16 protein-coding genes and 2 pseudogenes are annotated in these 17,186 nt (G+C 65.2%); 9 read left to right on the plus strand and 9 right to left on the minus strand.

Going from position 1 to position 17,186, the window contains the following annotated elements; translation table 11 throughout:
• Window positions 1-81: 81 nt before the first annotated feature.
• Together msrA and AKN84_RS25140 are read right to left on the minus strand one after the other, a co-directional pair.
• Window positions 82-798 carry a peptide-methionine (S)-S-oxide reductase MsrA gene (msrA, locus tag AKN84_RS25135; protein WP_050423272.1) on the minus strand — a complete coding sequence of 239 codons (717 nt, stop codon included), beginning with the start codon at window positions 796-798 and terminating at the stop codon, window positions 82-84.
• A 330-nt stretch (window positions 799-1,128) separates the two neighbouring features.
• Window positions 1,129-2,238, minus strand: a complete 1,110-nt coding sequence (locus AKN84_RS25140) for an ATP-dependent DNA helicase (protein ID WP_050423273.1) — start codon at window positions 2,236-2,238, stop codon at window positions 1,129-1,131.
• Window positions 2,239-2,459: 221 nt separating this feature from the next.
• Between AKN84_RS25140 and AKN84_RS25145 the strand changes: the two genes are divergently transcribed.
• From AKN84_RS25145 to AKN84_RS25175, 7 genes and pseudogenes are all read left to right on the plus strand, one after another.
• On the plus strand, window positions 2,460-3,665 hold the full coding sequence (locus AKN84_RS25145; RefSeq protein WP_050423274.1) for an LLM class flavin-dependent oxidoreductase: 1,206 nt from the start codon (window positions 2,460-2,462) through the stop codon (window positions 3,663-3,665).
• Between the two features lie 216 nt (window positions 3,666-3,881).
• Window positions 3,882-4,832 carry a sulfonate ABC transporter substrate-binding protein gene (locus AKN84_RS25150; protein ID WP_050423275.1) on the plus strand — a complete coding sequence of 317 codons (951 nt, stop codon included), beginning with the start codon at window positions 3,882-3,884 and terminating at the stop codon, window positions 4,830-4,832.
• Between the two features lie 40 nt (window positions 4,833-4,872).
• Window positions 4,873-5,826, plus strand: coding sequence for a sulfonate ABC transporter substrate-binding protein (locus tag AKN84_RS25155; protein WP_050423276.1), 954 nt, complete (start codon window positions 4,873-4,875; stop codon window positions 5,824-5,826).
• A complete protein-coding gene (gene ssuD / locus AKN84_RS25160) occupies window positions 5,823-6,989 on the plus strand; it encodes an FMNH2-dependent alkanesulfonate monooxygenase (RefSeq protein WP_050423294.1) in 1,167 nt (388 codons plus the stop codon). Before AKN84_RS25155 ends, ssuD begins: the two co-directional genes overlap by 4 nt.
• The gene (locus tag AKN84_RS25165) at window positions 6,986-7,792 is read left to right on the plus strand and encodes an ABC transporter permease subunit (RefSeq protein WP_050402878.1); all 807 of its coding nucleotides are present in this window, start codon (window positions 6,986-6,988) and stop codon (window positions 7,790-7,792) included. The genes ssuD and AKN84_RS25165 overlap by 4 nt, the downstream gene beginning before the upstream one ends.
• A gap of 8 nt (window positions 7,793-7,800) precedes the next feature.
• Window positions 7,801-8,639, plus strand: a pseudogene (locus tag AKN84_RS25170) (ATP-binding cassette domain-containing protein).
• A gap of 7 nt (window positions 8,640-8,646) precedes the next feature.
• A complete protein-coding gene (locus AKN84_RS25175; protein ID WP_050423277.1) occupies window positions 8,647-9,246 on the plus strand; it encodes a flavin reductase family protein in 600 nt (199 codons plus the stop codon).
• Window positions 9,247-9,355: 109 nt separating this feature from the next.
• On the opposite strand, the gene AKN84_RS25180 is transcribed toward AKN84_RS25175, so the two are convergent.
• Entirely contained in the window at window positions 9,356-9,736 is a 381-nt protein-coding gene (locus AKN84_RS25180; protein ID WP_050423278.1) for a hypothetical protein, read from the minus strand.
• Between the two features lie 169 nt (window positions 9,737-9,905).
• Between AKN84_RS25180 and AKN84_RS48160 the strand changes: the two genes are divergently transcribed.
• Window positions 9,906-10,061, plus strand: a complete 156-nt coding sequence (locus tag AKN84_RS48160) for a hypothetical protein (protein WP_167351875.1) — start codon at window positions 9,906-9,908, stop codon at window positions 10,059-10,061.
• Window positions 10,062-10,103: 42 nt separating this feature from the next.
• Here the strand turns inward: AKN84_RS48160 and flbD are convergent, their stop codons facing one another.
• The 6 genes and pseudogenes from flbD to sciP all read right to left on the minus strand — a co-directional run bounded on the left by flbD (window position 10,104) and on the right by sciP (window position 15,704).
• On the minus strand, window positions 10,104-11,489 hold the full coding sequence (gene flbD, locus AKN84_RS25185; protein WP_050423279.1) for a sigma-54-dependent transcriptional regulator FlbD: 1,386 nt from the start codon (window positions 11,487-11,489) through the stop codon (window positions 10,104-10,106).
• A 56-nt stretch (window positions 11,490-11,545) separates the two neighbouring features.
• Complete coding sequence (gene fliN, locus AKN84_RS25190; RefSeq protein WP_050423280.1) at window positions 11,546-11,896, minus strand: flagellar motor switch protein FliN; 351 nt, start codon at window positions 11,894-11,896, stop codon at window positions 11,546-11,548.
• Between the two features lie 20 nt (window positions 11,897-11,916).
• Complete coding sequence (locus tag AKN84_RS25195; protein ID WP_050423281.1) at window positions 11,917-12,540, minus strand: FliH/SctL family protein; 624 nt, start codon at window positions 12,538-12,540, stop codon at window positions 11,917-11,919.
• Window positions 12,540-13,625, minus strand: a complete 1,086-nt coding sequence (fliG, locus tag AKN84_RS25200; protein WP_021077001.1) for a flagellar motor switch protein FliG — start codon at window positions 13,623-13,625, stop codon at window positions 12,540-12,542. Before fliG ends, AKN84_RS25195 begins: the two co-directional genes overlap by 1 nt.
• 1 nt (window position 13,626) lies before the next feature.
• Window positions 13,627-15,254: pseudogene (fliF, locus tag AKN84_RS25205) on the minus strand (flagellar basal-body MS-ring/collar protein FliF).
• 174 nt (window positions 15,255-15,428) lie between these two features.
• A complete protein-coding gene (gene sciP, locus AKN84_RS25210) occupies window positions 15,429-15,704 on the minus strand; it encodes a CtrA inhibitor SciP (protein ID WP_002714638.1) in 276 nt (91 codons plus the stop codon).
• 571 nt (window positions 15,705-16,275) lie between these two features.
• Between sciP and AKN84_RS25215 the strand changes: the two genes are divergently transcribed.
• Window positions 16,276-17,055, plus strand: coding sequence for an alpha/beta fold hydrolase (locus AKN84_RS25215; protein WP_050423282.1), 780 nt, complete (start codon window positions 16,276-16,278; stop codon window positions 17,053-17,055).
• Window positions 17,056-17,186 lie beyond the last annotated feature (131 nt).

Consider the following 17,186-nt stretch of genomic DNA (forward strand, 5'->3'; position numbering starts at 1 on the left):
AGCGAAGCGAAGCAATCCAGTGTGAGGGATGCGATGGATTGCTTCGTCGCTTCGCTCCTCGCAATGACGGAGACTGTTCCCTCAGTTGGTGACCTTGGTGCTGCTCACCAGCGTCGGCTTCTCGATGTAGTTCTCCGCGAAGATCTTCTTCAGGTTCTCGACCTTCGGGATGTCGTTATACGCAATATAGGGCTGGCTCGGGTGCAGCGTCAGATAGTCCTGGTGGTAGCCCTCCGCCGGATAGAACGCCTCCAGCGTGCTGACCTTGGTGACGATCGGCTTCTTGTAGACCTTGGCGGCGTTGAGCTGGGCGATATAGGCGTCCGCCACCTTCTTCTGCTCCTCGCTGGTGGTGAAGATCGCCGAGCGATATTGCGTGCCGGAATCGGGGCCCTGGCGGTTCAGCTGGGTCGGGTCGTGCACGACGGAGAAGAAGATCTGCAGGATTTTGCCGTAGGAGATCTTCTGCGGGTCGTATTTGATCTCGACCGACTCGGCGTGGCCGGTGGTGCCGGTCGAGACCTTCTCATAGTCGGCATTCGCCTTGCTGCCGCCGGAGTAGCCGGACACCGCGCTGACGATGCCGGCGGTGTGCTGGAACACGCCCTGCACACCCCAGAAGCAGCCGCCGGCGAGCACCGCGGTCTTGATACCGGTTTCAGGCGCGCTCGCCGCCGGCGGCGGGATGACCACGGCGTCCTCGGCAGCAAGCGAGGGCGCAACGGCAAAAGCGGCGACCGCCAGCGCGCCGATCGCGGCGGCGCAAAGCGAGAGACGGCTGAGGGAGCTCTTGGGCATGGGTTCCTCGTGGGATCGCAATTGGGGGCCAGTCTAGAGCGGAGGCCGGCATTGGCAAACCGGGCCGGGCTGCTCCGACGCTTCAAAATACGGGCGAGGGGACGTTTTGTTACGGCGCCGGCCACACGGTTTCGTGAATAAAATCGCGGCCGTTCAAGGGGGTAGATGGTGTGCGCCCCGTCATCCTGAGGTGCGAGCGGAGCGAGCCTCGAAGGATGCACGGCCAGTAGCCGGGCCGTGCATCCTTCGAGACGCCGCTCTGCGGCTCCTCAGGATGACGGGATGAACGGCTTCTCTGTTTTTTGAGATGGGAAGGGAGTGCGCGGCACGTCACACCACGACGCTGAGCCGCTTCGCCGCCCGCGTGATGCCGGTGTACAGCCACCTCGCGCGCGAGTCCTGGAATGCGAAGCTCTCGTCGAACAGCACGACGTCGTCCCATTGCGAGCCTTGCGACTTGTGCACGGTCAGCACATAGCCGTAGTCGAACTCGTCATAGGGCTTGCGCTGCTCCCACGGCACGCCCTCGACGCCGCCGTCGAAACATTCGCCGCGCACCGAAACCTTGGTGACCTTGTAGCCGAAATCCTCGTCGGGCATCACGCGCATGGTGATGATCTTGGATTTCGACTGCGCGCGCGCCTTCACCCGCCACAGCCCGCCGTTGAACAGGCCCTTCTTGCGGTTGTTGCGCAGGCAGACCAGCTTGTCGCCGGCGACCGGCAGCGGATCCTCGATGTTCAGCCGCTGCCGCACCCGCATGTTGTAGGCGCGGCGGGTGTTGTTGCGGCCGACCAGCACCTGGTCGGCGCTCATCACGCGGTCCGGATCGAGCTCCTTGCGCGACACCACCTCGCTCTCGCCATGACGGCCGATCTCGAGCTCGCGGCCCTCGCGGATGTCCATCGACATCCGCACGATCGGATCGTCCTGTGCCTGGCGGTGCACCTCGGTCAGCATCGCGTCCGGCTCGGCGTCGGTGAAGAAGCCGCCGCCCTGGATCGGCGGCAATTGCGCGGGATCGCCGAGCACCAGCAGCGGGCAGTCGAACGACATCAGATCGCGGCCGAGCTCGGCGTCGACCATCGAGCATTCGTCGATCACGATCAGCTTGGCCTTCGAGGCCGGCGCGTCGTCCCAGAGCTCAAAGCTCGGCTGCTCGACGCCGGATTCCCGGGCGCGGTAGATCAGCGAGTGGATCGTGGAGGCGCTGTCGCAGCCCTTGTTGCGCATCACCAACGCGGCCTTGCCGGTGAACGCCGCGAACTTCACCTCGCCGTCGACACCCTCGGCGATGTGCTGGGCGAGTGTGGTCTTGCCAGTTCCGGCATAGCCGAACAGGCGGAACACCGGCGGCGTGCCGTTTTGGCCGGGCTTGGCTTTCAGCCAGTCGGCGACGGCTTTCAGCGCGGAATCCTGATGCGGCGTAAAGGTGGTCATGAGCTTTCGGAGAAAGGAGCGCGCGACCGATAGCGCCGCGACTCACACCAAGACAAGCTAAACATTCATGCGTTCCAGGCAAGCCGCCTCCCGCTGCACGGAATTGGAGTTTCACCCCCGAGGCTGGACTTGGCCTTCCCCGCCACTAGACTGATCCAAAACAACAAGCGGTCGGGACCACGGCAAGTGGTCGAGGACACGACCTTGGGAGTGATGACGCCATGAAATTCGGCATCTTTTACGAGCTGCAACTGCCGCGCCCCTGGAACGACGGCGACGAGCTCAGGCTCTACCAGAATGCGCTGACACAATTGGAGACCGCCGATCGGCTGGCGTACGACTACGCCTGGGTCGTCGAGCATCACTTCCTCGAGGAATATTCGCACTCGCCGGCGCCGGAATCCTTCCTCGCTGCCGCGAGCCAGCGCACGAAAAATATCCGGCTCGGCCACGGCATCTTCCAGCTCACCACCAATCATCCCGCGCGCGTCGCCGAGCGGGTCGCGGTGCTCGATCTGCTGTCGAACGGCCGCTGCGAGTTCGGCATGGGCGAGAGCGCCTCGATCACCGAGCTGACGCCGTTCGGCCGCGACATGGAGACCAAGCGCGAGGTGTTCGAGGAGGCGGTGCAAGCGATCTTCCCGATGTTCACCAAGGTCGGCACCGAGTATCACGGCAAGTATTTCGACATCCCGTTGCGGAACGTGGTGCCGAAGCCGGTGCAGAAGCCGCATCCGCCGCTCTGGATGGCCTGCTCGCAGTTGCCGACGATCGAACGCGCCGGGCAGAATGGATTTGGCGCACTCGGTTTCCAGTTCGTCAGCGCCGAAGCGGCGCATGCCTGGGTGCACGCCTATTACAACGCGATCACCAAGCGGCTGAAGAAGCTCGCCGACTATGAGATCAATCCCAACATGGCGCTGGTCTCGTTCTTCATGTGCGCGAAGACGGATGAGGAAGCGCGCCGGCGCGCCGACGGCGCGACCTTCTTCCAGTTCGCGCTGCGCTACTACGGCCAGTCGCAGAACCGGCAGCGGCCGGCGCCCGGCACCGTCAATATGTGGGACGAGTACAACAAGTGGAAGCGTGAGAACCCTGAGGCGCAGGAGGCGGCGTTGCGCGGCGGCCTGATCGGCTCGCCCGAAACATTGCGGAAGAAGCTGCGGCGCTTCCGCGCCTCGCATATCGACCAGGTGATTCTGCTCAACCAGGCCGGCAAGAACACGCATGAGCACATCTGCGAGTCGCTCGAGCTGTTCAGCAAGGAAGTGATGCCGGAGTTCCAGCACGATCCCGAGCACGATGCCTGGAAGAAGGGCGTGCTCGACGGCTCGATCCAGCTCGAGGAGATCGACACCCAGGCGTTCTCGGACCGCTACGGTAAACTCGCCGTCAATGTCGGATCGAAAGCCGCCGCCGCAGGCTGATCAATTGATGTGCAGCGACCTCGCGATCCCGTGAGGAAAATAATTCGCTACATGCGATCGGCGCCTTAAAAGAAACGGCACGCGCGATGCCCGCACCGAAGTGCTGCTATCGCTATTTTTGTGCGGTGCTCGACAGCTTCATTCGCGCGCCCCATCATCCTGACATCGCATGATCGCGCGCCCGATAGCGCGTTTGATCGTCAGGAGAATCTTGGAATGAAGCGTCGTGAGTTCCTCCAGCTGTCGCTCGTCACAGCCGCGTCAGCTGCGCTGTCACGTAGCGCGCAGGCGCAGGCGGACACGAAGGAAATTCGTATCGGTTATCAGAAGAACGGCGTGCTGGTTATCACGCGGCAGCGCGAGGCCTTGGAAAATCATTTCAAGCCGCAGGGCGTCAGCGTGAAATGGGTCGAGTTCTCATCCGGCCCGCCGATGATGGAGGCGATGAATGTCGGGAGCGTCGATTACGGCGCCGTCGGCGATTCTCCGCCGATCTTCGCGCAGGCCGCGGGTGCGGCAATCGTCTATGCGGCGGCCCAGCCGATCATCAATGGATCGGGCATCCTGGTGCCGCACAATTCGGCGATCAAGACCATCGCCGACCTCAAGGGCAAACGTGTCGGCTTCACCAAGGGATCCAGCGCGCATAACGTGGTGATCCAGACCCTGGAGAAGGCCGGGCTGACCTATGACGACATCACGCCGGTCTATCTGACGCCGCCGGACGCCGGCCCTGCCTTCGCCAATGGCGGCATCGATGCCTGGGCGATCTGGGATCCGTATTTCGCGATCGCCGAGACCAGGCAGAACGGCCGCATCCTGATCAACACCCGCGACGTCACCAAGACCAACGCGTTCTACATCGCCAATCGCGACTTCGCGAACCGGCACGGCGCCCTGTTGCAGCAGATCGTCGATGTCACGACGTCGAGCGCGAAATGGGCGGAGGCGCATCCCGACGAGGTCGCGAAATCGCTCGCTGCCGTCACCGGCGTGCCGCTCGATATCCAGACCATCGCGGCGCGGCGGGCGGGCTTCTCGGTCGGCCCCGTGACCGACGACGTCATTGCGACCCAGCAGGGGGTTGCCGACCGCTTTTTCAAGCTGGGCTTGATCCCGAAGCAGATCGCGATCCGCGACATCGTCTGGCGCAATACCCAGACCTGATCGGCGCGCGTTTGGCCATTTCAATGCAGAGGATATTCCCATGACGCGTTTATTCCGGCGCTGGATTGCCCGCGCGGTGCTGTCGGTCAGCATCGTCGCGGCGACCGTCAGCGCGTCCTACGGTCAGGACAAGGTGGTCCGCATCGGCTTCCAGAAATACGGCAAGCTGGTGTTGCTCAAGAGCAAGGGCTCGCTCGAGCAGAAGCTGAAGTCGGTCGGTTACTCGGTCGTCTGGACCGAGTTTCCGTCGGGGCCGCCGCTGCTCGAAGCGCTCAATGTCGGCGCGATCGATTTCGGCAACACCGGCGAAGCGCCGCCGATCTTCGCGCAGGCCGCCGGTGCACCGCTGCAGTATGTCGCCTATGAGCCGCCGGCGCCGAAGGGCGAGGCGATCCTGGTGCCGAAGGACAGCCCGATCAAATCGGTCGCCGACCTCAGAGGCAAGAAGGTCGCGCTGAACAAGGGCTCCAACGTCCATTATCTGCTTGTGAAGGCGCTGGAGAAAGCCGGAGTGAAATATTCCGAGATCGAGCCGGTGTTCCTGGCGCCCGCCGATGCGCGCGCGGCGTTCGAGCGCGGCGCAGTCGATGCCTGGGTGATCTGGGATCCGTTCCAGGCCGCGGCGGAGGCGGCGACCGGCGCCCGCACCATCGCCGACGGCACCGGTATCGTCGCGAATTATCAGTTCTACTTCTCTTCGAAGAAGTTCTTGCAGGACGATCCGAAGATCGTCGAGCTCGTGCTGGCGCAGCTCAGCGAGGTCGATGACTGGGCCAAGGGCGACATCCACGCCGTTGCCGAGCAACTGGCGCCGACCATCGGCCTGTCGGTGCCGGTGGTGGAGGTCGCGCTGAAGCGGCAGGCCTACGGCATCAAGCCGGTCACCGATGCCGTGATCGCAGACCAGCAGCAGGTCGCCGACACGTTCTTCGCGCTCGGCCTGATCCCGAAACAAATCAGGATTTCCGACGTCGCATGGAGGCCGGGCACATGAGCACCCCAACCAACGCCAACATCCTCTGGTTCCTGCCGACCCATGGCGACAGCCGCTATCTCGGCACGTCGATTGGCGGCCGCGAGGTGAACTTCAACTATCTGCGCCAGATCGCGCAGGCCGCCGACCAGCTCGGCTATTACGGCGTGCTGCTGCCGACCGGCCGGAGCTGCGAGGATTCCTGGGTGGTGGCCTCGGCCGTCGCGCCCTGGACCGAGCGGCTGCGGTATCTCGTCGCGGTCAGGCCCGGCCTGCAATCGCCGAGCGTCGCCGCGCGCATGACCGCGACGCTGGACCGGCTATCGAACGGGCGTCTGTTGATCAATGTCGTCACCGGCGGCGATCCGGTCGAGAACAAGGGCGACGGCATCTTTCTCGACCACGACGAGCGTTACGCGGTGACCCGCGAGTTCCTGAACGTCTACAGCGATCTGCTCGCCGGCAAGACCGTCAACGTCGAAGGCAAGCACATCCGGATCGAGGACGGCCGTCTGCTGTTCAATCCGGTGCAATCGCCGCGGCCGCCGCTGTATTTCGGCGGCTCGTCGGATGCCGGCATCGACGTCGCGGTCGACACCGTCGACAAATACCTGACCTGGGGCGAGCCGCCGGCGCAGGTCGCCGAGAAGATCGCCAAGGTGAAGGCCGTGGCGGCGCAACGCGGCCGCAAGCTGTCGTTCGGCATCCGCCTGCATGTGATCGTGCGCGAGACCAATGCCGAGGCCTGGAAGGCCGCCGACGAATTGATCCAGTACGTCACCGACGACACCGTCGCCGCCGCGCAGAAGATCTTCGCGCGGATGGACTCGGTCGGCCAGCAGCGCATGGCGCAGCTGCATGGCGGCCGGCGCGACAAGCTCGAGATCAGCCCGAACCTCTGGGCCGGTGTCGGCCTGGTGCGTGGCGGGGCCGGCACCGCGCTGGTCGGCGATCCCCCAACCGTTGCGGCGCGGATCAAGGAGTATCAGGACGTCGGCGTCGATACCTTCATCATGTCGGGTTACCCGCATCTCGAGGAAGCCTATCGCTTTGCCGAGCTCGTGTTCCCGCTGCTGTCGCTGGCGCAGCCGGGCAATGTGACGCCGATCCGCGTCAACACCGGGCCGTTCGGTGAAACCATCGGCAATGACTACCGTCCGCAAAAGCAGGCATCGCAATCATGAGCTTGATCGACAGTTTACCGCGCGTCGGCGCACCGAAGCTTCCGAAGGTCGACGGCCTGATCCCCTGGATCGTGCCGCTCGCGATCGTGCTGATCTGGCAGCTCGCCTGCGTCACCGGCTTTGTCCCCTCGCGCGTGCTGCCGGCGCCGACCGATGTCGCGCTGGCGGGATGGAAACTGCTGCTATCTGGTGAATTGGTTCGCAACATCTGGGTCAGCTTCTGGCGCGCCTCGATCGGCTTCGTCATCGGCGGTGGCATCGGCTTCGCCTTTGGCCTTGCCAACGGGCTGTCGCAGCTGTCGGCAAAACTTACCGACACCACGCTGCAAATGGTGCGCAACATCCCGCATCTGGCGTTGATCCCGCTGGTCATCCTGTGGTTCGGCATCGACGAGTCGGCAAAACTATTCCTGGTCGCGCTCGGTGTATTCTTCCCGATCTATCTCAACACGCTGCACGGCATCCGCACCGTCGATCCGCAGCTGATCGAGATGGGGCGCATCTACGGCATGACCGACGGCGAGCTGTTCCGTCGGGTGATCTTCCCCGGCGCGCTGCCCTCGATCTTCGTCGGCCTGCGCTTTGCGCTCGGCATCATGTGGCTGACCTTGATCGTCGCCGAGACCATCGCGGCCTCGTCAGGCCTCGGCTACATGGCGATGCAGGCACGCGAGTTCATGCTGATCGACGTCGTCGTGCTCTCGATCCTGATCTACGCCCTACTCGGCAAGCTCGCCGACAGCGCCTCCCGGGCGCTGGAGCGGCTCACTTTGTCGTGGCACCCGGCTTTCCAGAAGAAGTGAGAATGAGAATGCAAGAAGCGCTTCGTTTCCAGCCCGTTGACGCCGAGCCGGTCGACGACGCCGACATCGTCGTGAAGCCGCGGTACCTGCGGCGGGTGACCGAAAATGTGGCCCGCGGACTGTCGCTGACCATCCGTGGCTTGCGCAAGGCGTTCGGCGACAATGAGGTGCTGCGCGGCATCGACCTGCACATTCCGGCCGGGCAGTTCGTCGCGATCGTCGGCCGCAGCGGTTGCGGCAAGAGCACGCTGCTGCGTTTGATCGCGGGCCTCGACGCGCCGACGGCGGGCAGCATCGCGTTCGGCGAGCAGCCGCGGGCGCAGGACGTCCGTGTCATGTTCCAGGAGCCGCGCCTGCTGCCCTGGGCGCGGGTGCTGTCCAATGTCGAGGTGGGTCTGGGGCGCGAGCGCTCCTCCGCCGATGCGCAGGCGCGTGCCGAGCGCGCGCTGGTCGAGGTCGGCCTCGGCGACAAGCGCGCCCAGTGGCCGTCGGTGCTCTCGGGCGGCCAGAAGCAGCGCGTCGCGCTGGCGCGGGCGCTGGTCAGCCAGCCGCGGGTGCTGGCGTTCGACGAGCCGCTCGGCGCGCTCGACGCGCTGACGCGGATCTCGATGCAGCAATTGCTGGAGCGGGTCTGGCGCGACCAGGCTTCACCGCGATCCTGGTGACGCACGACGTCGCCGAGGCCGTCGCGCTCGCCGACCGCGTGCTGGTCATCGAGGACGGCCGGATCGCCGAGGATGTCACGATCGATCTGCCGCGGCCACGCCGGCGTGGCTCGGCCGAGCTTGCCGCGCTGGAAGGCGAGATCCTGAAGCATCTGCTTGAAGGCAGCGAAGACACTCTGTGAGGTCGCCATGAATTCCCTCGTCCGCAATGTTTCGATCGAGCCCGCGGTGGCGGCCGCCGACTTCCGCGTTGCGATGCGCCACCTCACTGGCGGCGTCAGCGTCATCACGGCCGGGCGCGGCAAAGAGATCTCGGGGATGACGGTGACTTCGGTGTCGTCGCTGTCGGTCGAGCCGCCGTCGCTGATCGTCAGCATCAACCGCGCAGCCTCGTCGTATCAGCTGATCGCCCGTCATGGCGTGTTCGGCGTCAACATCCTGACCGCGGATCAGCTCGACATCGCCGAGCGCTTCACTGGCAAGGGCGGCCTGAAGGGCGCCGACCGGTTCGAGGGCGCCGAATGGACGACGCGCGCCTCAGGCGTCCCGCTGCTGGTCGGCGCGCTCGCCGCCGTCGACTGCGAGCTCGAGGAGATCATCGAGCGGCACTCGCACGCGATCGTCATCGGCCGCGTGCTCGACGTGATCGCATCACAACGCACCGCCGCGCTGGCCTACTGGCACGGCGAATATGTCGCGATCGACCATGACGAAGACGCCGCGCGGCTGGCCGAGGTCAGCCTGCCGTCGCGTCACGTCCATGCTCCGGGCGTGCCTAAAGCGCGATGAGATTGAATCACCATCGCGCTTGAGATTCTCGTTCCAGCAGGATCCGGAAAACCGCTTCGCACTTTTCCGAGTCATGCTTCAGCGCAGCGTTGCCGGTCCGGATCGGCCTTCAGTAGACTGCGCTCAGCGACGCCGGGCTGTCGATGATCACGTTGCTGCCGCGAACGCCGGCCCATACGGCCTGGATGGTCTGAGCCGTATTGCTCAGCGGAATGCCGACGACAAGCGTGGTCGGGACGCGGCCGAAGCTCGACGGGGTTCCTTCATTGTAGGTAAAGCTCGCGACGACCGGCGAGGCCGTGCCATTGACGGTGACGCCGAACACGCCGCCCGGAATATCGTTGCCCATGGCGTAGGGATTCGGAACGTTGAGGGTGATGATCGCAGTGGTGCCGACGCCCTCCGGGATCGTCAGGCTGAGGCCTTGCATCGGCGTAAGAGTTGCGGAGCTGGTGGACAGGGTGCCGGCGGTCTGCACGTAAAGGGCCATATCACTCTCCAGTTGTCGAAATATAAAAGCGCAATAGGAGATTGAATACGGCAACTGGCTGCAAGTTTCAAGGGATCAACGGCGAGGCAGCCGGCGCGGCATGTTGGGCGTGGCGCTTTCCCGGCAAGCGCACTAAAAGCCGCGGATGTTTCGGAGACGTGACGGTTCGATGAAGCGCCTGGGAGCCTGGCTGTTCTATCTCGTCGGCGCGATCGCCGTCGCTTATCTCGCGCTCTATGCCTACGCGGCGTTCACCGGCCGCGACATCACGCCGGGCGATCCGATCCGGATCTTCCGCAAGCCCGACGCGCCCAGCTATTCGTGAGGCAGGGCAGGCGGCGGGATGGCTCCGCCGCCTCTCCTTTTCCTACCCGGCGTTCGCCATGCGCTGATAGTCGGGCGCGCCGTTGCCGGCCGGGGTGATCGGGATGCCGCCGTCGGCATATTCGTTCAGCTTGTTGCGCAGCGTGCGGATCGAGATGCCGAGGATGTTGGCCGCGTGGGTGCGGTTGCCGAGGCAGTGCTTCAGCGTTTCCAGGATCAGGTCGCGTTCGACGTCGGCGACGGTGCGGCCGACCAGCGCGCGGGTGACCTGCTCGGCGGCGAGCGTCGCGTGCGCCACCGCGGGCGCGGTCTTGGCAAGGTCGAGGCGGTCGCCATCGGGGGTCAGGATCGCGTCCGGCCCGATCTCGTCGCCCTGCGCCATCAGGACCGAGCGATGGATGGTGTTCTCGAGCTCGCGGACGTTGCCCTGCCAGCGGTTCGCGGTCAGGACGCGCCGGGCCTCGGTCGAGATCGGGCGGACCGGAAGGCCGTTGGCCTCGGCGTATTTCTTGGCGAAGTGCTGCGCCAGTTCGAGGATGTCGGCCGGACGGTCGCGCAGCGGCGGGATCTTGAGGTTGACGACGTTGAGGCGGAACAGCAGGTCCTCGCGGAAGGTACCTTCGCGCACCGCCTCCGACAGATTGCGGTTCGAGGTCGCAATGATGCGGATGTCGACCGGAACCGGCTTGGTCCCGCCGACGCGGTCGATCACCCGCTCCTGGATCGCGCGCAAGAGCTTCGACTGAAGGCGGACATCCATCTCGGAGATTTCGTCGAGCAGCAGCGTGCCGCCGGTCGCTTCCTCGAACTTGCCGATGCGGCGCGCCACCGCGCCGGTGAAGGCGCCCTTCTCATGGCCGAACAGTTCGGATTCCAGCAGGTGCTCCGGGATCGCGGCGCAGTTGATCGAGATGAACGGCCGCTTGGCGCGGGCTGAGCGGGAGTGGACATAGCGCGCCAGCACTTCCTTGCCGGTGCCTGACTCGCCGGTGATCATCACGGAGGCGTCGGAGCCGGCGATCTGCTGCGCCAGCTTGATCACCCGGCCCATCGCCTCGTCGCGATAAATCAGGTCGCGCGCGTCATTGGCGACCGCGGCCAGCACCGCTGCGATCAACTCGGGGTCGGGCGGCAGCGGGATGTATTCCTTGGCGCCGGCGTGGATCGCGGCGACCGCGGCGCGAGCGTCGTTGGAGATGCCGCAGGCGACGATCGGCACATGGATGTGCTCGGCCTCGAGCCGCATCACGAGGTCGCGGATGTCGAGGCCGACATCGACCAGCAGGAGGTCGGCGCCCTTGCCGCCGCGCAGCACATTCATCGCCTGCTCGGCGGCCTCGGCGTGGGTCACGGAGGCGCCGTTGTCCATCGCGATCTTGGTCGCGGTCGTGAGCTGGCCCTTCAGGGTGCCAACGATGAGAAGCCGCATGATGATCTCCTGTTCGTCTGGTCGCGCAGGTTCCGCGCGCTACCGCCTAAGTTCGTTTAAGAGCGTTCTGCCTTGATGATTTCGGTCATGGTCACGCCGAGCTTGTCTTCCACCAGCACCACTTCACCACGCGCCACCAGGCGGTTGTTGACGTAGATGTCGATCGCCTCGCCGACGCGGCGGTCGAGTTCGAGCACGGTGCCCGGTCCGAGCTTCAGGAGGTCGCCGACGTCCATCTTGGAGCGGCCGAGCACCGCCGAGACCTGCACCGGTACGTCGAACACGGCCTCGAGGTCCGCCGCGATGCGCGCGGCATTCTCGTCCTCGTTGTAGCCGATGTCGTCGATCCCGGGCGCGTCGGCGGAATTGAGATCGGGAAGCGGGACTTGGGTGTCGGTGTCGCTCATGGTTCAGCCCTCAATCGCCTTCAGCCTGCCTCGCCGCGGGACGCCAGATAGCGCCCGACGAGTTCGTTGATCTTGCCTTCGATCGCGGCGCGCTCCAGCACGACGCCGCCATCGGCCCATTCGATCCGGCAGTCGCCGGTCGCAATGGTCGGCTCGGCCAGGATCACCAGCCGGCCCTGGAAACCGTAATGCGCCGCCATCTGCTCGATGTTGTGATGCGCCGCCTCGTAGAGCGCGTCATTGATGCGGACCACGAGATGCGGGGTTGCCACCAGATGCGAGAAGCAGTCGGAGACCAGCGCGGTGATCTCGCCGAGCGGCTCGCGCGCGACCAGTTCGGCGCAGAGCTTGCGGGCGACCGCGACCGCGACGTCGACCGCCTCGGTCTCCATCCGCATCTCGATGCCGGCAAAGCGGGCGGCGATGCCCTTGATCGCGGTGCCGATCTCTTCCAGCGCCTGTGCCGCGCGGCGGTCGCTCTCGACCTTGGCCTCGCGCAGCGCCGCTTCATAGCCGGCGCGGTAAGCCCGCGCTTCGGCGTCGGCGACCTTCTGGGCGACCTCGGCGGGCGTCGGCGCGCGCTCGCGGGCGCGGTCGGGGGCCGAGAAGTCGGTGTCGAACAGGAATTTTGCGGGTGCGGCCATCAGTACACCAACTCGTCGTCGGCGCGGTTCTTGGTCAGGGTGATCTCGCCGCGGGCGGCGAGGTCCTTGGCGAGGTTGACGAGCAGCGCCTGCGCCTCGTCGACGTCGCGCAGTCGCACCGGGCCCATCGCGGCCATGTCGTCCATCAGCATCTTACCGGCGCGCGAGGACATGTTGCCGAGGAAGAAGCTGCGCACCTCCTCGTTGGCGCTCTTCAGCGCGACGCCGAGCTTGTCCTTGTCGATGTTGCGCATCAGGGTCTGGGCCGAGGCGGAATCGAGCTTGATCAGGTCGTCGAAGGTGAACATCAGCGCCTTGATGCGCTCGGCGGATTCGCGGTTTTCCTCTTCCAGCGAGGTGATGAAGCGGGTCTCGGTCTGGCGGTCGAAATTGTTGAATATCTCGGCCATCACCTCGTGGGCGTCGCGGCGACGGGTCTGCGACAGGTTCGACATGAACTCGGTGCGCAGCGTCTGCTCGACGCGCTCGATCACTTCCTTCTGCACCGCCTCCATGCGCAGCATGCGGCCGACCACGTCGAGCGCGATGTCCTCGGGCAGGATCGCCAGCACCCGCGCGGCATGCTCCGGCTTCAGCTTCGACAGCACCACGGCGATGGTCTGCGGGTACTCGTTCTTGAGGTAGTTGGCGAGCACCTCTTCCTGCACGTTGGAGAGCTTCTCCCACATGTTGCGGCCGGCGGGACCGCGGATCTCATCCATGATGCCGGTGACGCGCTCGGCCGGCAGATATTGCTGCAGCAGCCGTTCGGTGGCGTCGAAATTGCCCATCAGCGCGCCGGAGGCCGACATCCGCGAGACGAATTCCAGCATCAAATCCTCGACCACGTCGGCCTCGACGGTGCCGAGCGTCGACATGTGCACCGACAGCTCGCGGACCTCCTCGTCGTCGAGCATCGACCAGATCTTGCCGCCATATTGCTCGCCGAGCGCGAGCATCAGGATCGCGGCGCGCTTCGGGCCGGGCAGCGGCTTGCCCTTGGGCCGGGCGCTCTGCCGGTTCGCCAGCGTCGAGAGGACGGTTGCGATGTCGTTGGCGTTGGTGGTCTGGGGTACGGCGGCCATGTCAGTTCTCTACCGGCTCGCTCAGCCATTGACGGACGATGGAGACGGTCTCGTTCGGATTGCGCTCGGCGAGTTCGCCGACCCGGTGCACGGCCTGGGCATGCACCTGGCCCTGGATCTGGGCGACGTCGATCAATTGCGCTGCGCCGCTGCCGGCCGGAATCAGCGCCTGGCCGGTCGCCCCGGCGCTCTCGGCGTGAGCTTCGGCCAGCGCCGGCACGCCGCCACCTGACAGCGCCGGGATGACATCGGCCGCGACGATGCGCTTGACCAGCGGGCGGACCACCATGAACAGCACGACCAGGCCGAGCATCATCATGACGCCGAGCTCGATGACGTACATAACGTCATCCTTGGTGAATTGCAGCATGCCGAGCAGGCCGGTCGGCTCGCTGATCGGCTGCGAAGCGGGCGGCTCGGCGAAGCGCAGGTTGACGACCTCGACCTGGTCGCCGCGCTTCTGGTCGAAGCCGATCGCGGAACGGACCAGGGCGGCGATGCGGTCGAGCTGCTCCTTGGTGCGGTCCTGATAGACCATCTCGCCCTTTTCGTTCTTGGAGTAGGCGCCGTCGACCAGCACCGCGACCGAGATGCGGTTGACGCGCCCAGCTCGGTCACCTCGGTCTTGGTGGTGCGGGAAATCTCGTAATTGTTGGTTTCCTCGCTCTTCTTGCTCTGGTCGCGGGCGCGGGCGGCGTTGTCCTGGTTCTGGCTGCCCGGCAGCTCGTTGGCGACGGTGACCTGGCCGGAATTGTCGGCGGTGAGGCTCGATTCCTCGCGGGTCTGAGTCGAGCGCAGCACGCGGCCCTCGGGGTCGAACTTGTCCGAGGTCTGGGTGATCTTGTTGTAGTCGAAGTCGGCGGAGAGCTGGACGCGGGCGCGCCCGGCGCCGACCACCGAGGAGACGATGTCTTCGACCTGCTTGCGCATCCGCTTCTCGAAGGCGGCGCGGCGCTCGTCGCCGACAGCGGCATCGGCGTCGGATTGGGCGCCGTCGGCGAGCAACTGGCCGGCCTCGTCGACGATCGAGACCCGCTGCGGCTTCAGCCCGTTGACCGCGGAGGCGACGACATGGCGGATCGCGCGGATCTGCTGCGGCTCCAGCGCGCCGCGCACCCTGAGCACGATCGAGGCCGACGGCTCCGGCGTCTCGCGCGAGAACAGCGGCTTTTCCGGCAGCACGAGGTGGACGCGCGCGGCCTGGACGCGGTCGATGGCGCGGATGGTGCGGGCGAGTTCGCCCTCCAGCGCCCGCAGATGATTGATGTTCTGGACGAAGCTCGTGGTGCCCAGCGCGTCCGACTTGTCGAAGATCTCGTAGCCGACGCCGCCGCCCTTGGGCATGCCGCCCTCGGCGAGCTTCATTCTGAGCCGCGTCACCTTGTCCTTCGGCACCATGATCGCGGCGCCGTCATTGCGCAGCTCGAACGGGATCGCCTGGCGCTCCAGCTCCTTGATAATGGCCGAGGAATCCTCGGTCGACAGGTCGGTGAAGAGGGTGGTCATCTGCGGCGTGGTGACGCGCATGATGACGAAGGCGAAGAAGCCGATCAGGGCCGCGGTGACTGCAACCATGGCCGCGAGGCGGGCCGCACCAAGACCTCTCAGGAAAGCAACCAGACTTTGCACCAACGGCCCCCAGGGATTCGGCCCACGCGGGTCCGACTGGGCAAATATTGCCTAGGGTATGGTTTCCATATGGTTAACGAAGGTTAAGGACCGCGGCAAAATCGCGGACATGAAAAAAACCGGCTTCGCGGGGCGAAGCCGGTTTTCGTCAAATGCCACTTGTATTGACGGGATTTACTGCCGGTACTGCTGGATCCGGGTGGTGCGCAGTCCGGCCAGACCATGCTGGTCGATCGAGAACTGCCAGGAAAGGAATTCATCGACGGTCAACGTGTAGCGGCTGCAGGCCTCCTCGAGGGAGAGCAGGCCGCCGCGGACCGCAGCGACGACTTCGGCCTTGCGGCGGATGACCCACCGTTTGGTACCGGGGGCCGGCAAATCCGCAATCGTTAACGGGCTGCCGTCAGGCCCGATGACGTATTTCACCCTCGGGCGATGGGGTTCTGTCATGGCGTACTCACAAACTCTCAACCACTGAACTCGCAAGGGGTAAGCTACGCCTCCCGGTTTAAAATTTGCCTAAGCCCAAGCGTTCAATACGAATCTCGTTGGAACGGCCGGGAACAGGGGGCGGCGAGGGGACGGATTGGTCGCTGGAGAGACCGCGCGATGACGGCTTCACGGGGATTTTTTCGGGCAACGGAGCAAGCGGCACCCCTCTCCCTGACCCTCCCCCGCAAGGGGGGAGGGAACCCATCCGCCGGTGCGTCCCTCACATTTCTGACGCGCAACGAGTGGCCCCACGTGAGGTGAGTACACTAGTCAGGCTCCCTCCCCCTTGCGGGGGAGGGTGGGGAGAGGGGTGGCCCCAAGCGAGATGGTTGATTTGAAGCTTGCTTCCGCAATCACAGCCGCGCCCCGAACGTGAACGATCGTCGATCTTCCCGCCTGTTCAACTATCCTTGATCTCGACACCCTGGGCCTCCTCATGCGTAACCACACGCGGTTGCGTGCGTAGGAGAGGTTGTCCGCTCGCCGCAGGTGGGCGCGCTTCGCCACTCCTTCCATCCGAGCCCTTGTCATGATGATGAACAGACGCACTTTCTCGACCGCCCTGCTTGCCGGCGCGGCAGCTTCGCTGGTGTCCTCGCGCGGCATGGCCGCAACTACGCCGCCGGTAAGGGCGCGCAACGTCGTGCTGGTGCACGGCCTGTTCGCCGACGGCTCTTGCTGGTCCGAAGTCATCCCGCGCCTGCAGGCCGCCGGGCTCAATGTGACATCGGCGCAGAATCCGTTGACCACGCTGCCGGAAGCGGTCGCCTCGGCGCAGCGTGTGCTCGATCGACAGGATGGCCCGACCGTTCTGGTCGGCCATTCCTTCTCCGGCATGATCGTCACCGAGGCCGGCATGCATCCGAATGTTTCGGCGCTGGTGTATGTCGCCGCGCGCGCGCCCGATGCGGACGAGGACTACACCGCATTGGCCAAAACCTATCCGACACCGCCGGCAAGCGCCGGCATCGTGTTCGACGGCGACGAAGGCCGGTTGAGTGAAGCCGCGTTCCTGCGCGATTTCGCCGGCGACCTGCCGGAGGCAAAGGCCAAGGTGCTCTATGCCGTGCAGCAGCCGTTCCACAAGCAGCTGCTCACCGGCAAGACGAGCCATGCGGCCTGGCGCAGCAAGCCGAGTTATTACGCGGTCTCCACCGAGGACCGTACCATCAATCCGGATCTCGAACGCTTCATGGCGAAGCGGATGGGCGCCACCACGATCGAGCTGAAGGCCAGCCATCTGGCGCTGATCTCGCAGCCCGAGCCGATCGCGCGGCTGATCCTCAACGCCGCGGGACGGCCGGAGTGAGTGTCGGCGGCGGACTATGCTTCACCTCGCCCCGCGTGCGGGGAGAGGTCGAACGCATCGCCAGATGCGTTCCGGGTGAGGGGGAGTCTCCGCATCGAAACTATAACAGTATATGCGGCGAAAGCCCCTCA

The sequence above is a fragment of the Bradyrhizobium tropiciagri genome, assembly GCF_001189845.1.
Classification (GTDB): domain Bacteria; phylum Pseudomonadota; class Alphaproteobacteria; order Rhizobiales; family Xanthobacteraceae; genus Bradyrhizobium; species Bradyrhizobium tropiciagri.

Coding starts and splice junctions, on each gene's coding strand:
- msrA (WP_050423272.1), bottom strand. CDS start 798: ATGCCCAAGAGCTCCCTCAGCCGTCTCTCGCTTTGCGCCGCCGCGATC.
- AKN84_RS25140 (WP_050423273.1), bottom strand. CDS start 2,238: ATGACCACCTTTACGCCGCATCAGGATTCCGCGCTGAAAGCCGTCGCC.
- AKN84_RS25145 (WP_050423274.1), top strand. CDS start 2,460: ATGAAATTCGGCATCTTTTACGAGCTGCAACTGCCGCGCCCCTGGAAC.
- AKN84_RS25150 (WP_050423275.1), top strand. CDS start 3,882: ATGAAGCGTCGTGAGTTCCTCCAGCTGTCGCTCGTCACAGCCGCGTCA.
- AKN84_RS25155 (WP_050423276.1), top strand. CDS start 4,873: ATGACGCGTTTATTCCGGCGCTGGATTGCCCGCGCGGTGCTGTCGGTC.
- ssuD (WP_050423294.1), top strand. CDS start 5,823: ATGAGCACCCCAACCAACGCCAACATCCTCTGGTTCCTGCCGACCCAT.
- AKN84_RS25165 (WP_050402878.1), top strand. CDS start 6,986: ATGAGCTTGATCGACAGTTTACCGCGCGTCGGCGCACCGAAGCTTCCG.
- AKN84_RS25175 (WP_050423277.1), top strand. CDS start 8,647: ATGAATTCCCTCGTCCGCAATGTTTCGATCGAGCCCGCGGTGGCGGCC.
- AKN84_RS25180 (WP_050423278.1), bottom strand. CDS start 9,736: ATGGCCCTTTACGTGCAGACCGCCGGCACCCTGTCCACCAGCTCCGCA.
- AKN84_RS48160 (WP_167351875.1), top strand. CDS start 9,906: ATGAAGCGCCTGGGAGCCTGGCTGTTCTATCTCGTCGGCGCGATCGCC.
- flbD (WP_050423279.1), bottom strand. CDS start 11,489: ATGCGGCTTCTCATCGTTGGCACCCTGAAGGGCCAGCTCACGACCGCG.
- fliN (WP_050423280.1), bottom strand. CDS start 11,896: ATGAGCGACACCGACACCCAAGTCCCGCTTCCCGATCTCAATTCCGCC.
- AKN84_RS25195 (WP_050423281.1), bottom strand. CDS start 12,540: ATGGCCGCACCCGCAAAATTCCTGTTCGACACCGACTTCTCGGCCCCC.
- fliG (WP_021077001.1), bottom strand. CDS start 13,625: ATGGCCGCCGTACCCCAGACCACCAACGCCAACGACATCGCAACCGTC.
- sciP (WP_002714638.1), bottom strand. CDS start 15,704: ATGACAGAACCCCATCGCCCGAGGGTGAAATACGTCATCGGGCCTGAC.
- AKN84_RS25215 (WP_050423282.1), top strand. CDS start 16,276: ATGATGATGAACAGACGCACTTTCTCGACCGCCCTGCTTGCCGGCGCG.